Below are 13,976 nucleotides of genomic sequence, written 5' to 3'. Positions count from 1 at the left end.
TGCTGCCCACCCGTCATGCAGCGCACAGCATGACGGAAAATCTTTGCGGCAGGGCCGTACAATTGCCGCTCATCCTCTCCTTATTCAATGAAGCATTCTGTTATTGCGGGCGTTGCCCTCGCCCTGCTGGCATCTTTTTCGGTACTGGCCCAAAAGCCGAAAAAGGCAGTGAAACCAGCTAAGCAAACCGAAGCGCTGGTTTTTGCCTACTTCAAAGGCAATGGCGAGGACGGCCTGCACTTGGCCAGCAGCACCGATGGCTACACCTGGACAGCCCTAAACAATGACCAGTCGTTCCTCAAACCCGCCGTATCGAATGACAAGCTGATGCGCGACCCCTGCATTATCCGGGGGCAGGACGGGCTGTTTCACATGGTCTGGACCACGAGCTGGCACGAGCGAGGCATTGGCTACGCCACCTCGCCCGACCTCATTCACTGGAGCGACCAATTGGATATTCCGGTAATGGCCACCGAGCCCGAGGCGAAAAACTGCTGGGCTCCGGAAATAACTTATGACGCGGCCCACGACCGGTACATGATATACTGGGCCACCACCATTCCAGGCCGTTTTTCGCAGGGCGAAACCACTTTGGAGGGAGGGAACAACCACCGGATTTACTACGTCACAACCCGAGATTTCAAGCTGTTCACGCCGGCCCGCGTGCTCTACGACCAGAACTTCAACGTCATCGACGCCACCATCCAGCCGGACGGCAAGCGCTTCGTGATGTTCCTGAAAGACGAAACCAAGCAACCTGTGCAGAAGAACCTGCGCGTGGCCTTCGCCGACCAGGTCATTGGGCCCTGGGGGCCGCCCTCCGCGCCCATCACGGGCAAGTATTGGGCCGAGGGGCCAACGGCCATCAAGCTCGGTAATCAGTGGCTGGTGTACTTCGACAAATACACCGAGCACAAGTACGGCGCCGTGGCTTCCACCGACCTGGAGCACTGGACCGACGTATCGGACCGGATTCAGCTTCCGAAGGGTACACGCCACGGCACGGTGCTACGCATCACCCCGAAAGAGCTGGCACAGTTGCAGAAAGGCGCAACTAAATAGAGACATCCACCGAAGCTAGCGGGCTGAAGGCCTTTGCTGTGGGCCCTCAGTGGGTGCGGCTGGCCGGCGGCGAGGGTGTTTGCTCTCCCAGGGCCCGCCCTACTTTGGTGGGATTGACGAACGGAACCGAGCCGCTTGGACGCGCAGCTGCGGTATCGGGTGGGGCAATGCTATCGGCTGGCAGTGCAGCCGGCTGGTTACCGGTGATGGGCTGGTCGGTGGCGGGGCTGGTGCAGGCTCCGAGCAGGAGCAGCAACGGGAGCAACCGGGCAGCAAGCGGGGCAAAGGTCATGGGGCAGCACTTCATCAACGGCGAGTGCGGGTAACGAGTCAACGACCCTTAGGGTTCGGCTCGGCATAGGGAATACTTTGCCTCTAGAAAATCACTTTTCCCGTCTTGTCACGCGCTTTTTCGGGCCGGAGCTTTGCCTAAAAAAAGCCATGAACTATCAACTATTAGGGACGAAGACTGGCCTGTGGGTCAGTGAGCTGGCATTGGGTGCCAGCATGTTTGGCACGGGTGGCGGCTACGGCGCTGCTCCGGAAGAGGCGCGGTGCATATAGAAAGAAGGGGGTATTGATGCGAGCATCGTTTGCCTTGAAAAGCCCAAAAAGGCCTTTCATATATCCGTGAAAGGCCTTTTCATTTATCTATCGAGTTGAAACATCGAACAGCTAGGCCGTGGCCGACGCCGCAAAACCAGTCGACAGGCCCAGAGCTTTCCACTGCGCCATGTCATTCTGCAAGGACTTGATTTTCATATTAGCCAGGTCGTAAGCATCCTGCCCAAGTAGCAGGTGCAGAGGCGGGTTCGGCGTAGCGGCGAGTTCAATGAGGGCAGTGGCGGCTTTCGCTGGGTCGCCGGGCTGGGTGTTGTCGCGTTGCAGTTGGTCGTGGTAGGCTTCGGATTGCCGCACCAGCGCGTATTCAGCCAGCTTGTCTGTGGCCAGCCGGATGGAACCCGACTTGAGGAAATTGGTGCGGAAATACCCCGGCGCTACCACCGTCACGTTGACGCCAAACGGGGCCACTTCGGCCGCCAGCGCCTCGGACAGGCCCTCGACGGCAAACTTGGTGGCGCAGTAGACACCCCAACCCGGAAAACCGCCCAGAATGCCGGCAATTGACGACACGTTGATAATGTGACCTGACTGCTGCTTCCGCAACTGGGGCATTACTTGGCGGATGACGTTCAGCGTGCCGAACACGTTGACGTCGAAGTTGGCCTGGGCCTCGTCGTCGGTCAACTCTTCCAGGCTGCCCAACTGGCCGTAGCCGGCGTTGTTCACCACCACATCAATTTGCCCGAACTGCTCCACAGTGGCCCGGATGGCCTCCCCTACGCTGGCTTCACGGCCTAGCTCAACGGCCAGCGGCAGGAAATTAGCCGGCTCCGTGCCAACGGCCCGCCGCAGTTCGGCCACGTTGCGGGAGGTGGCCGCTACCCGGTGGCCCAGCCCCAGCAATTGTCCTACTAGTTCCAGCCCGAACCCCTTGGAAGCGCCGGTAATAAACCACACTTGGTGGCCGTTCGTGTTTGATTGGTTGTCCATGTTTCTGCTCGTTTAAAGGGTTTATTTGACGAGCACAAAGGTCAACGGAGCAGCAAGGGGCGGCTTACCAAATTCAAGCCGATACTTACCAAATTCAAAGCCGGCGAAAAGCCGAGGGCGCCAGCCCGGTTTGCTTCTTGAAAAAGTAGTTGAAGTGAGCCGGTTCGTCGAAGCCAAGGCTGTAGCCTACCTCGGCAATGTTCCAGTCGGTGTGCCGGAGCAGGGCCTTGGCTTCGCTGGCCAGACGCTCGGCAATGTGGTCGGTGGTGGTTTTGCCGGTGGTGTCGCGCACGCAGCGGTTGAGATGGTTGATGTGAACGGCCAGCTGCCGGGCAAAGTCGCTGGCCGAACGCAGGCCAAACCGGCGGGCGGGCGTTTCGATAGGAAACTGCCGCTCCAACAACTCAAGGAACACGGCGGCCAGGCGCGACTTCGCATCGGGGTGCTGGTAGTGGGTTTCCGAAGGCCGTAGCTTTAGCGCGTAGTGAATCAGTTCCGAGGCATAGTTGCGAAGCAGGTCATACTTAAGGGGATAGTCGGAATTGATTTCGGCGAACATTTTCTCAAACAACGTACTCACTTCGCCGTCCTGGGCGGCCGTGAGGGCGTATGCGGGCTTGCCACCCGGCTGGAAAAGCGGCAGGTCAATGAGGCTGGGACTGCCCCACCCTCGAAAGAACTCCTCGCGAAAAATGCAGAAGAACCCCGTGGTATCCTCCGATAGCGCCTCCCAGGTGTAGGGCACATGCGGATTTAGGAACAGTAGCGTAGGCCCGTTCACCTCCAAACTTTTGTCGGCGTAGTGGTACGCGTTGCGGCCCCGAATGAGGGTGATTTTATAAAAATCGCGGCGGCTATACGGCACCGGCCCGGCACTGGGCGCTAACGCGTCTTCCAGTCGAAACACGTTGGCCTGGCCCACATCCAGTTGCTGTGCAGGGGGCAGTTGCTTGAAATGCTGCTGGTAGAATGCGGGAAGACTCTCGGGCTTGGGCATTCGGCAAATTACCGAATTCAATCCAAAATGGCTAGCGCTGGTACACCCGCACGTAGTCGATTTCGTAGCGGCTGGGGAAGGTGGTACCGGTGAGCGGGCCGCCATTGTCGCCGCCCAGGGCCAGGTTGAGCAGCACGTAATGCGGCTGCATCATGGGGTTGAAATTGGAGCCGTCCTGGTTCACGGTGCTGGCGAGCAGGGTTTCGTTCAGGAGCAGGTCGTCGACGTAGAGGCGGATGGCTTTTTCATTCCAATCCATGCGCCAGATGTGGAATTTCTGGCTCCACGCGGGGTCGGCGAAGCTGGCGACGGGCTTGGTTTCGGAGTGCCACTTGGCGCTGTAGGGCTTGGCGGTGCCGGAGGCTACGTTGGCCAGGATGTTGCCTTTGTAGTACTCCATAATGTCAATTTCGCCGTTACTTGGCCAGGGCTTGCTCACGCCCAGCGTCCAGAAGGCGGGCCACAGGCCGGAGCGGGCATCGATGCGGGCGCGCATCTCAAAGCGGCCGTATTGCCATTGGCGCAGGCCGCTAGTATTCAGGCTGGCCGACGTGTAGTCGATGGTGGGGCGGCTGGTGCGCCAGTCGGTGCTGCCGGCTTTGTAGGTGGGATTGGGCCGCGTTTCCTGGCGGGCTTCGATGACAAGGTTGCCGCCTTCCACGCGGGCGTTGTCGGGCTGGTACCATTGCAGCTCGTGGTTGCGGGCGAAGCCGGTTTCAAACTTCCAGCTCTTCGGGTCGGGCGCGCCGGGCGTGTTGAACTCGTCGGCCCACATCAGCTTCCAACCTTCGTAAGACGGCGCGGCCCCGTCGCCAGCGGGCGCTACGGCTCCGATGGTAGCCGGTCTGAGAGGCTGGCCAGGCTTCCATTCCACCACGTACACGGGTTGCGGCGCCAGGTTTTCCAGCGTTTCGCCATCGCCCTGGCCGGTGCGCTGCACGAAGAGGCTGAGGATGCCGTCGTTTTTCCAGCGCTCGGTGTCGTAGCTGGGCTCCCAGTTGCCCACGGTGCTGGCGGTGAGGTCGGCGGGCGTCCACTGGTTTTTGCTCAAGTCGGGGCATTGAAGCACGGAGGCACGGTCCTGGCGCTCGGCGTCGCGGTAGAGCAGATAGGCGGCCGTGTGGCCTTTTTGGGTGGCAACCAGCAGTTGCGGGCGCGAAATCGGAATCTTCTTCGTACCCACGCCGCTTAGGCTGAAGGGTGTGGTGCGTTGGCTGACCTGCGTGGTTTTCCAGGATTTACCAGCTTTGTAAATTAGCTGATACTGGGGCACCTGAGTGCCGGCCGGCCGCCAGTAAGTGGCGATGTAGGGCGTGCCCGCCGCATCGGTACTGATGGCCGTTTGATTTATCAGTTCGCTGTTTTGGGGGATGCGGGCGGCGTACTCTGCGGTGCTTTCGGTGATGGGCAGGCGGTAAGTTTCGCCGGTGCTTTTTTGCCAGGTCAGGCCGCCGTCTTTCGAGCAGGCGTAGGCCATGTCGTGGTTGGAGGCCACATTGGGCGACTCGCGCCATACCCACGAAACGTGGATGCTGCCCCGCGCGTCGATGCAGGCCTGCCAGTAGGCGTTGCGCTTGCCTTCGCCGTCGATGAGCACGCTGTGCAGGCGCGTCCATTGCCGGGTTTTCACCGAGTAGCGGTTCAGCACGAGGTTGCCGTTGCCGGAGCCGCCGTCGCGGTACATAAACAGCAGGTCGCCGCTGGGGAAGCGGTGGAATTCGGGGTAGGAAACCTTCTGCTCCTGCTGGCCAGTCATGGCTTGCAGCTCGCCCATTTCCAGCGAGCCAGGTGCCTTGCCGCGGCAGTAGTGCAGCGGGTTGTTGTGGTGGTCGAAGGACAGGTGCACATAGCCCGCGCCGTCCACCATCAGGCTGATGATGTTGTGAGCATCCTTTACATTGCCCCGGTACTGCGTGCGTTGCACCTGCCACGCCCCAGCCGGCAGCGTGCGCTTGGCCAGCACCACATAGGCCGCCGAATCGTAGTAGGCCACGTACTGCGCCTTGCCCTGCGTGACCACAGAGTTTTTGCGAAACACCGCGCCGTTCACGTTGTTTTTCGCCCAGCCCAGGCCGACGGGCGTTTGGGCGCGAGCAGCCTCAGGTTGAAAAAGGCCGCTAGTCGCGAGCGTCAGCAATAGGCAACCAACAAATCGGAAGGGGAGCATTAGGGAATCTGTTTTTAGAGAGCCGCCGTTCCACGAATCATAATCCGAGGCTTGCCGGAAGGGTCCGGGGCGGGTGGCGGGGGATGTGGTGGGCTATCTGGATATTAACCGACGTGGTGGGCGCCGCAGCGGTGGCTCGCGTCACTTTCATTTCTCCAATGGCCACCGTCGCAATGCGCAAGTCTGATTCACCTACCGGCATACCGTTTATGGAGTAGCTGACGGGTCCTGAAACGTGCAGCCATTTCCCTATTTCGGCCAGCGTCCGAGTTTTCATCCGAGCCTTGCTTTTGTCCTTTAGGGTAATGTCGATGATGCCGTGTGCGGTCAAGCTGCGCCACTTCCGAGGGGCATCGCTTTTGTACACATCCAGCTTCCCAATATCGTCGGGCATGATATTGAGAAAGCTGTTGTCGATAATCACCTGCCCGTTTAGAACGTACAAAGGGTCTGGCTGCGGGGCCGGGCGTTGGTAAGTAATCGGTTGCTTGGGCGAAGGTGGTTGAGCAGCAGGAAAAGGAACGATGTCTACGCCTCGCAGAACTGGAGCAGCAGGCTGGACCCTTGGTACTACCGGTGCAATGGGCAAAATCGCCGGGTGCTGCGCCATACTGAGTTGCGCGGCACAGCAGCAGACAGCGGTAAGGGACAGGGTATTCGGCCAGAAGGAGCGCATGAGGAAGAGGGTTAAGGAAAGAGCGTTAGCAATGTAGTCCTTATCCCCGAATGGTTTGGGAATAAGGACTACAACCGAAGGTCGGCGTAGCCAACGTCCGCGCTGCCCTGCCTACGGCTGCGGCTTCTTTTCATCCACCAGCCGCAGGGTGTAGCTGTAGCTGTACTGCTTGTCGAGCAGGCGGTATTGGTCGTGGGGCAGGGCGCCCCAGCTGTTGTCGCCGCCCACGCCGCGCTGCTTCAGGTCCACGTTCAGGAACACGCGCTCGGGGTGGCGCTTCACGTCGCTGGTGTGCTGCTGGTGCTTGGCCAGGCCGGGGTCCAGCTCTTCGGTCCGCACGTCGAGGGCACTGAAGCTGAGGGGTTGGATGCCTTCTACGCGCAGGCCCTGGCCGGTGGCGTTGGTGAGGGTGAGCCAGCGGGCGTCGGTGTGGTAGCCGCCTTCCTGGGGCCGGATATAGTTGTTGATGAATTGATTGCGCACCGTGTCGCGGTACAGACCCAGGAAGCTGGCCGTGTTGCGGTCCTGGTAGTTTTCCCAGGGGCCGCGGCCGTAGTAACTGAGCTGGTTGTAGCGCCCGGGCAGCTCCAGGCGCATGCCAAAACGCAGCAGCTCGGGCAGGTCGCGGCCGGTCATGTCCATGGAGGCCGTCACCTGCACCGCGCCGTCGGGGTTGATGAGGTAGGCCACGGTATAGGGCACGGCAATGTCAGTGAGCAGGTACTCAACCTTGATGGGCAGGCCGGCGGCCGACTGCTCCCCTACCGTGACGCGCTGCACCTTGCGGGCCGCGTGGGCCGTGCGCCACACGCCCAACCGGGCCGGCATGCCACTGCCAAAGTCATTGTCTGTGGGAGCGCGCCAGAAATACGGCTCCGGGTATTGGTTGATAACCTGATTATTGGCCAAGCGGAAGTTACCCAGGCGGCCGTTGGCCGTGTTGAACTCGCCGCTCACTTCGCCGGCCGTCCAGGTCAGCTTGTCGCCGTCGCGCTTGATTTGCAAGCCGCCCGCCGCCACTGCCGGGCGGGTGAAATAGGCGGCATCGGGGGTGAGGCGGAACTGCTCGCGGGCCACCTCGTGGCCGGCGGGCACCAGCGGCATGGCGGCTTTGGTTTGGGCAAAAACGTTGAGGACGTACTCAGTACCCGCTTCGGTGGCGAGCTTCGGCAGCGGCAGGGTCAACTCCTGCTGCTTACCCGGCGCGGGCTTGGGGGCAAACGTGCCCGTTTTCACTACCGTGCCGTTTTTCAGCAGTTCCCAACGGAAAACGTAGTTTTCGAGGGTGCGGAAGGAGAAGCCGTTGATGACCGTGACGCGGCCCGTGGCCGGCTGGGCGGCGCTGAACCGAATGTCTTGGTACACCTTTTTCACTTCCCAGAGGCCAGGGTGCGGGGTGCGGTCGGCGGCCACGAGGCCGTTGGCACAGAAGTTTTCGTCGTTTTGCAGGTGCAAGGCGCCGAAGTCGCCGCCATAGGCGAAGTAGGGCAAGCCGTGGTCGTCAGCCTGCAGGCCTTGGTCGACCCAATCCCAGATGAAGCCGCCCTGCATGCACGGCGTACTCCGAATCAAGTCCCAGTATTCCTGAAAGTTGCCGTTGCTGTTGCCCATGGCGTGCGAGTATTCGCACATGATGTAGGGACGAGCTTTGTCGGTAGCCTCGGCATACTTCTTCATTGAGTTCATGCCGGGGTACATGGGGCACACAATGTCGGTGTCCACGTCTTCGCCGGCTTGCTCAAACTGCACCGGGCGGCTGGGGTCGCGCTGCTTCAGCCACTTGTAAGCTTCGTGAAACACGGGGCCGTTGCCGCACTCGTTGCCCATGCTCCAGATGATGACCGAGGCGTGGTTTTTGTCGCGCTCCATCATGCGCTCGATGCGGTCGAGGTGCGCGGGGGCCCACTGCGGGAGGTAGGCAGGGTGCTTGCTCTTGTCGAAGCCGCCCTGCAGCTCGGCGCCCATGCCGTGGGTTTCGATGTTGGCTTCATCCACGAGGTAGAAACCCAGCTCGTCGCAGAGGCGCAGCCACCGCTCATCGTCCGGGTAGTGGCAGCTGCGGATGGCGTTGATATTGAACTGCTTCATCACCTCCAGGTCCTTGCGCATGCCGGCCTCAGTCACCACACGGCCGGTGGTGGGCTCCAGCTCGTGACGGTTCACGCCGTGCACTTCAATGGGCTGGCCATTCACCAGCAGCTGAGCGTTTTTGATTTCGACTTTGCGGAAGCCCACGGCGCAGCCGGTCACGGCCACCGTCTTGCCCTGCCCGTCTTCCTGCGTGAGGCGGCACTGGTAGAGCGTGGGAATTTCGGCGCTCCAGGGCCGCACATTTTTGATGGTGCCGGCCAGCTTCACCGTTTGGGTGCCGCTGGCCGGCACGGCCGCCACGGGCTGCTGCTGGCGCAGCACGGTTTTGCCGGCCGCATCCAGGATTTCCACTGTCAGCTTGCCCGGCGTGCCGGCGCTGGCGGCAAAGTTGCGCAGCGTCACCTCAGCCGAAAACTGGCCATTTTTGTAGGTCGGGTCGAGGTCAGCGTGGGTGAAGAAATCCCACACGGTTTGCTTGGGCAAGCTGTAGAGGTACACGTTGCGGTCGAGGCCGGAGAGGCGCCAGAAGTCCTGGTCTTCGAGGTACGAGCCGTCGTGCCAGCGGAAAACCTGCACGGCCAGCTGGTTTTCACCGGCCTTGAGGTACTGCGTGATGTCGAACTCGGCCGGCGACTTGGCCACCTTGCTCATGCCCACGCGCTGCCCGTTCACGAACACCACCGCGTAGCCCGAGATGGAGCCGAAGTTCAGCAGCACCTCGCGCCCGGCCCAGCCCGCCGGCACCGTGAAGCTGCGCCGGTAGCTGCCCACCGGGTTGTCGCGCCCGTCGATGAAGGGCGGATTTTTCGGGAAGGGATAGGTGATGTTGGTGTAGATGGGTGTGCCGAACCCCTGGATTTCCCAGTTCGACGGTACGGCAATGTTCTTCCAGGCCGCATCATTGAAACCGGACTGCTGGAAATCCATGGGCCGCTGGTCGGGCCGGGCCACGTAGTTGAATTTCCAGGTGCCGTTCAGGCTCTGGTACCAGGGCGAGCGGGCGTAGTCGTTGGCCGCCACATCGGCGGCTTTGTCATACACCATGAAGCTGGCGTGGGCCTTCTCCTTGTGCTGGTCGACGGCCAATGGGTTTTCCCACTCATTGGGGGTAGCTTGGGCGGCAGCGGTGCCGGCAGCCAAGGCCAGGGCTACCGTCAAAAATCGAAAAACGGACATGCTTGTGGGTGGGGAAAGAAAGGGCGAAACCGTTGCGGAATATTACTGCAATACTAGTTTGATTCGCCGACGCACTGGGGGGGCGTTTTGATAAATAGAGGGGTACTTTTTCGTCACTGATAACGCTATTCGGTAGCAAAGCAGGCTTCTATCCTGTTGAATTGTTTTGATGGGGATTCCACTCCCGGCCCCCATCAGAACAACTGCACCATCATAAAGCCGAATCCACTACCCCTATTTGCTTTAAAACGCCCCACCGCCAAACCGCCGGAAGCCCTACTATTGCACCACACATCAAGTAGCGGCCGTGCCGTCCTGAAACATGAGAAGACGCTCGTTTGTAACCGGAATCGGTGCCGGCCTATCGGCCCTGGCGTTGCCCGGTACGGCCCAGCCGGCTGGTACGCTGGAGCAACTGGCCGCGCCCCCGGCAAACCGCGATTACTGGCTGGCCACGCTGCTGCGCGTGGCCGAGCCGGTGCTGGCCGCCACCGCGCAAGGCAAGCTCAGGGCTACCATGCCCGTGGAGGCGGCCGCCGGCCAGCAGGACGGGCGCCGCAACGTCACCTACCTCGAAGCCTTGGGCCGTACCCTCACGGGCCTGGCGCCCTGGCTGGAATTGCACGACGTGCCCACTGCCGAAACCGCCCGCCAGCAGCGCTTTGCCGAGCTGGCCCGCCAGGCAATTGCTCAAGCCGTGAATCCCCAATCGCCGGACTTTATGAACTTTAATCAGGGCGGGCAGCCGGTGGTAGATGCTGCTTTTCTGGCCCATGCCCTGCTGCGGGCCCCCACGCAGCTGTGGGCCCAGCTGCCCACCGCCACCCAGCAGCAGCTGGTGCAGGCCCTGCAAAGCAGCCGCGTTATCAAGCCAGCTTACAGCAACTGGCTGTTATTCAGCGCCATCATTGAGGCCACACTGCTAAAGTTCACGGGCAGCGGCGACCTGATGCGACTGGACTACGCCATCAAGGAGCACCAAACCTGGTATAAGGGCGACGGCACCTACGGCGATGGGCCGGATTTCCACTGGGACTACTACAACAGCTACGTCATTCAGCCCATGCTGCTGGATGTGGTGGGCACGCTGGTAGCGGCCGGCAAGGAAAGCAAGGAGCTGCTGGAGAAGCTACAAGCCCGCGCCCGGCGCTACGCCGCCGTACAGGAGCGGCTGATTGGGCCCGATGGCTCGTTTGCCGCGTTTGGCCGCTCGCTGGCTTACCGGTGCGGCGCGTTTCAGCACCTGGCGCAGGCGAGCTTGCAGCACTTGTTACCCGAAGAGTTGCCCGCCGGGCAGGTGCGCAGTGCCCTCACGGCCGTGATTCGCCGCACCATGGAGCCTAAAGGGACTTTCGACGCGCAGGATTGGCTCCAAATCGGGCTGTGTGGGCACCAGCCCAGCATCGGCGAGGGCTACATTTCGACGGGCAGCTTGTACCTCTGCACCACGGCCTTTTTGCCCCTGGGCCTGCCGGCCAGTGACGCCTTCTGGGCCAGCCCGGCGCAGGACTGGACCGCCAAGCGCATCTGGTCGGGGCAGGATATCAAGCCCGACCACGCCCTGTGAGCACGCCGCACCACGCGCTTCCAATCGCCGCTTTTCAGGCCGCGGCTGCTTGTGAGGCATTCAATATCTCCAGCCTTCGTGCAGTATTCTGGTCCCGAAAACCGTGGTGAGGTTAGCGGCGGCCTTGTTGGGTCAGTATCCGCAGTGTTTCCTGGTGGCGCTGCTCGGCCAGGTCCTCCCGGTACGAAGCCACTGCCCAGATGGCCGCCGGAATCCACCCAATAACCGTGAGGTGAAGGACACCGCACACAATTCCTTTGAAGACATGCCCACGGAAAATCATGGAAATACCCGGGAGCAGAATGGCGAACAGCATAACTAGCGTGAATGTGGAGAATGACAAATCTGGAGTAACAAACGTACAGATACGAATGCCTAATTAGCCTAGTTGGTCGAAGCCTGTTCCGTGGGCAGCCACAGTGCCAGGTCCGTTTCCAGCCGCAACTCGGTGGCGAAGGCCCGCACCCTGGGTGCCGCGTCCGAGGCGCGGTCCTTGTAGAGCTCCACAAAAAAGCCCCGGCCAGCCCCCGGAAAGCGGTAGAGAAACACGGAATCCGCTGTTCGGCGACACATGCCCAGGTACAGCCCCCAAGCGTGCACCAGCTCCGGCAGGTGGTCGGGTGGCAGGGCGAGAAACTGGTCGAGCGTCATGGCAGAAAGCTACGAAAAAGTCCCGGGCTGGAGTAGAACAAGTGTTGCTTTCGCTGCGCTGCTCGTGACGCGTGGACCGCTTGGCCGGGCCTGCCTGCGGGTGCAGACGAGCCTTGAATGGGGCACTGGCAGGGTACTACCATGTAGCTTTAAGGTATGAATCCCTTCCTTTCCCTAGTCAGCCTGCTCAGCCTGGCCCTACTCACGCCAGCCCGCCCCACCGTGGAGCCGCTGATAACGGGCGACAACTCCATTACCCTGGTCAAGCTTAACCAGCCGCCGTGCAAAACACTCTCAGCCGCCGACGTGCTCACGGCCAAGGTGGCTTACCACATCGCCGACGCCGAGCAGTCGGCCGACGGCTTTGCCGTATCCATCAAATTTCAGGGCACCGACCCGCACATGACCTTTTCGGTGGGCCAGCAGGGCAAGGGCACCGACGTCACAGCGCGGCAGGACACGCTCACGCTCACCTACCCCATGGCTGCCATTATGCAGAACCAGCGGCTGCAGCGGCCAGTTACGTGCTACTTCTACCTGCACCGCAACCTAGGCCACGGACGCAGCGCCGTCATTGCCCGTACCCCGCCCATCGTGTTTCAAAACTGCCAATAAGCGAAAGGGCGCGGCAGCTTTTTTTGGGAAGCGGGCCTAGTCAGGCTGGGCCACCGTGTAGCCGATGCGGGCCCCCAGAAATAGGGTACCGGCGTTGTTCTGGTTGAGGCGAATGCGCAGGTTGTAGAGGTACAAGTCGTTGCGCACGGTATGGCTGGTAACCTTGGTGATGGTCTGCCAATCGGGGTCTTCCGTGGTCAGCACGGCTTGGTCGGCGTAAACTACACCAATAGTGCTGTTGCTGTTATCGACGGGATAGATGGCGGTTAACAACGCCTGTGGTGCAATGTTAACGCCATCATTATCGATGGCAGTGATGGAAATACTGGTGATGACCGCCCCCTGGGGCAGCTGCACCGGAGCTACCAGGTAGGCAGGCTGCCCGCTGGTGCCGCCCAATATGTTTATCATCAGCGGCGAGCCTGTAGCCGAGCCGATGGTGATGTTGGCAGAGTAAGCTTGCGGGGCAGAACTCACAAATGCCCCGGAGCCAAGCGAAAGGTAGCGCGTCTGGGTAGCGTTGTAGGCAAAGTCGGTGGCGCGGGCCGTACCGCTCACGTCGAGCGCCTGCTGGGGGTCGTTGGTGTTGATGCCCACCCGGCCGTTGCTTTTCACGCGCACTACTTCGGTATAGGTCTGGTCGCCATAGCTGCCGACGGCCCCGGTTCCTATGCGCAGCGCCAAGCCGCCTTCAGCACCGCCTGCGTTGACGAAGGCTGACGTGCCGTCGTGGCTGAAGTAGAGGTGGTCCCAGGCAGAGTTGGTGCGCAGGCCTATCTGGCCGCGCACGTCGAGCGGCAGTGCCGGACCTGCCTGGCCGATGCTCACCCGGCCCGCATTGGTCCAGGCTAGGGCCAGCTGCCGGCCACCGCTGGTAACGGTGCCCAGAACGCCTCCCCCATTGCCATAGAGCACGGGCCCATCAACGTTCAGCCCCAGCCAGTTTTTGACGCTGCTGCTGTTGCCATACCAACCCAGGCCGTGGGAGGTATCGGTACGGGCGCGCAGGCGCAGCTCGTTGTCGTTCAGGTTCAGCGCTTCGGTAGCGGTGTGGTTGCCCAGGTTGTCGCCGCTCTGGGTTTTGTTGGGCAGGTAGAGCCAGCTGCCCCCCAGGGCGTACCAGAAGCCCTTGCGCCCATCGGTCTGGAACACCATCAGCCCGTCGGGCGGGGTGCTGATGGCCACCCGCTGGGTCGAGTCGAGACGCGGAATGAGCAGGCCCTTGTCCGTGCTGCGGATGTCGAGCGCCGCCTTGGAATCTGGCGAGGCCGTACCAATCCCGACGCTGCCCGTCTGGGCTTGCGCGGCAAGGGGCAGCAGAGCACCGACCAGTAACAGCGGACGCAGAGACCGGAAAAAAGGAGTAGCGTGTAGTATCATAGCAAGAAAAGTCAGTGTTTTGAGAAGAGCCCAAAACTAA

At 61.3% G+C, this 13,976-nt stretch carries 13 protein-coding genes and 1 pseudogene; 4 read left to right on the top strand and 10 right to left on the bottom strand.

The genetic code is table 11. The features are described from left to right. Window positions 1-87 precede the first annotated feature (87 nt). Complete coding sequence (locus tag J4E00_RS07205; RefSeq protein WP_208174470.1) at window positions 88-1,062, top strand: glycoside hydrolase family 43 protein; 975 nt, start codon at window positions 88-90, stop codon at window positions 1,060-1,062. A gap of 46 nt (window positions 1,063-1,108) precedes the next feature. Here J4E00_RS07205 and J4E00_RS07200 read toward each other — a convergent pair whose 3' ends face one another. Continuing rightward, window positions 1,109-1,354, bottom strand: coding sequence for a hypothetical protein (locus J4E00_RS07200; protein WP_208174469.1), 246 nt, complete (start codon window positions 1,352-1,354; stop codon window positions 1,109-1,111). Window positions 1,355-1,503: 149 nt separating this feature from the next. Between J4E00_RS07200 and J4E00_RS29805 the strand changes: the two genes are divergently transcribed. Beyond that, a complete protein-coding gene (locus J4E00_RS29805; RefSeq protein WP_262898394.1) occupies window positions 1,504-1,626 on the top strand; it encodes a hypothetical protein in 123 nt (40 codons plus the stop codon). Between the two features lie 111 nt (window positions 1,627-1,737). Here the strand turns inward: J4E00_RS29805 and J4E00_RS07195 are convergent, their stop codons facing one another. From J4E00_RS07195 to J4E00_RS07170, 6 genes and pseudogenes are all read right to left on the bottom strand, one after another. After that, window positions 1,738-2,616, bottom strand: coding sequence for an SDR family NAD(P)-dependent oxidoreductase (locus J4E00_RS07195; protein WP_208174468.1), 879 nt, complete (start codon window positions 2,614-2,616; stop codon window positions 1,738-1,740). Window positions 2,617-2,710: 94 nt separating this feature from the next. Beyond that, window positions 2,711-3,613, bottom strand: coding sequence for a helix-turn-helix domain-containing protein (locus J4E00_RS07190; RefSeq protein ID WP_208174467.1), 903 nt, complete (start codon window positions 3,611-3,613; stop codon window positions 2,711-2,713). Window positions 3,614-3,644: 31 nt separating this feature from the next. Further along, complete coding sequence (locus J4E00_RS30225; protein ID WP_410779747.1) at window positions 3,645-4,448, bottom strand: family 16 glycosylhydrolase; 804 nt, start codon at window positions 4,446-4,448, stop codon at window positions 3,645-3,647. Between the two features lie 387 nt (window positions 4,449-4,835). Continuing rightward, window positions 4,836-5,780, bottom strand: a pseudogene (locus J4E00_RS30220) (BNR repeat-containing protein); the annotation flags it as partial. A gap of 37 nt (window positions 5,781-5,817) precedes the next feature. Continuing rightward, window positions 5,818-6,456, bottom strand: a complete 639-nt coding sequence (locus J4E00_RS07175; RefSeq protein WP_208174466.1) for a hypothetical protein — start codon at window positions 6,454-6,456, stop codon at window positions 5,818-5,820. Between the two features lie 111 nt (window positions 6,457-6,567). Continuing rightward, window positions 6,568-9,723 (bottom strand): glycoside hydrolase family 2 TIM barrel-domain containing protein, encoded by a 3,156-nt coding sequence (locus J4E00_RS07170; protein WP_208174465.1) that lies wholly within the window; start codon window positions 9,721-9,723, stop codon window positions 6,568-6,570. A gap of 322 nt (window positions 9,724-10,045) precedes the next feature. On the opposite strand from J4E00_RS07170, the gene J4E00_RS07165 reads away from it, so the two are divergent. Then, window positions 10,046-11,290, top strand: a complete 1,245-nt coding sequence (locus J4E00_RS07165) for a DUF2264 domain-containing protein (RefSeq protein ID WP_208174464.1) — start codon at window positions 10,046-10,048, stop codon at window positions 11,288-11,290. 112 nt (window positions 11,291-11,402) lie between these two features. Here the strand turns inward: J4E00_RS07165 and J4E00_RS07160 are convergent, their stop codons facing one another. Further along, entirely contained in the window at window positions 11,403-11,606 is a 204-nt protein-coding gene (locus tag J4E00_RS07160; RefSeq protein ID WP_208174463.1) for a hypothetical protein, read from the bottom strand. 68 nt (window positions 11,607-11,674) lie between these two features. Next, window positions 11,675-11,941 carry a hypothetical protein gene (locus J4E00_RS07155; RefSeq protein WP_208174462.1) on the bottom strand — a complete coding sequence of 89 codons (267 nt, stop codon included), beginning with the start codon at window positions 11,939-11,941 and terminating at the stop codon, window positions 11,675-11,677. Between the two features lie 156 nt (window positions 11,942-12,097). Between J4E00_RS07155 and J4E00_RS07150 the strand changes: the two genes are divergently transcribed. Further along, window positions 12,098-12,556 (top strand): hypothetical protein, encoded by a 459-nt coding sequence (locus tag J4E00_RS07150; RefSeq protein WP_208174461.1) that lies wholly within the window; start codon window positions 12,098-12,100, stop codon window positions 12,554-12,556. Window positions 12,557-12,592: 36 nt separating this feature from the next. Here J4E00_RS07150 and J4E00_RS07145 read toward each other — a convergent pair whose 3' ends face one another. Further along, the gene (locus tag J4E00_RS07145) at window positions 12,593-13,936 is read right to left on the bottom strand and encodes a hypothetical protein (RefSeq protein WP_208174460.1); all 1,344 of its coding nucleotides are present in this window, start codon (window positions 13,934-13,936) and stop codon (window positions 12,593-12,595) included. Window positions 13,937-13,976: the final 40 nt, after the last annotated feature.

The organism is Hymenobacter negativus (assembly GCF_017571495.1).
Taxonomy (GTDB): Bacteria; Bacteroidota; Bacteroidia; order Cytophagales; family Hymenobacteraceae; genus Hymenobacter; species Hymenobacter negativus.
The sequence above is the reverse complement of the archived record's forward strand: the minus strand, read 5'-3'. Positions and strand labels throughout refer to the sequence as shown.

Coding starts and splice junctions, on each gene's coding strand:
- J4E00_RS07150 (WP_208174461.1), top strand. CDS start 12,098: ATGAATCCCTTCCTTTCCCTAGTCAGCCTGCTCAGCCTGGCCCTACTC.
- J4E00_RS07145 (WP_208174460.1), bottom strand. CDS start 13,936: ATGATACTACACGCTACTCCTTTTTTCCGGTCTCTGCGTCCGCTGTTA.
- J4E00_RS07190 (WP_208174467.1), bottom strand. CDS start 3,613: ATGCCCAAGCCCGAGAGTCTTCCCGCATTCTACCAGCAGCATTTCAAG.
- J4E00_RS07170 (WP_208174465.1), bottom strand. CDS start 9,723: ATGTCCGTTTTTCGATTTTTGACGGTAGCCCTGGCCTTGGCTGCCGGC.
- J4E00_RS07165 (WP_208174464.1), top strand. CDS start 10,046: ATGAGAAGACGCTCGTTTGTAACCGGAATCGGTGCCGGCCTATCGGCC.
- J4E00_RS07155 (WP_208174462.1), bottom strand. CDS start 11,941: ATGACGCTCGACCAGTTTCTCGCCCTGCCACCCGACCACCTGCCGGAG.
- J4E00_RS07205 (WP_208174470.1), top strand. CDS start 88: ATGAAGCATTCTGTTATTGCGGGCGTTGCCCTCGCCCTGCTGGCATCT.
- J4E00_RS07160 (WP_208174463.1), bottom strand. CDS start 11,606: ATGCTGTTCGCCATTCTGCTCCCGGGTATTTCCATGATTTTCCGTGGG.
- J4E00_RS07175 (WP_208174466.1), bottom strand. CDS start 6,456: ATGCGCTCCTTCTGGCCGAATACCCTGTCCCTTACCGCTGTCTGCTGC.
- J4E00_RS29805 (WP_262898394.1), top strand. CDS start 1,504: ATGAACTATCAACTATTAGGGACGAAGACTGGCCTGTGGGTCAGTGAG.
- J4E00_RS07200 (WP_208174469.1), bottom strand. CDS start 1,354: ATGACCTTTGCCCCGCTTGCTGCCCGGTTGCTCCCGTTGCTGCTCCTG.
- J4E00_RS07195 (WP_208174468.1), bottom strand. CDS start 2,616: ATGGACAACCAATCAAACACGAACGGCCACCAAGTGTGGTTTATTACC.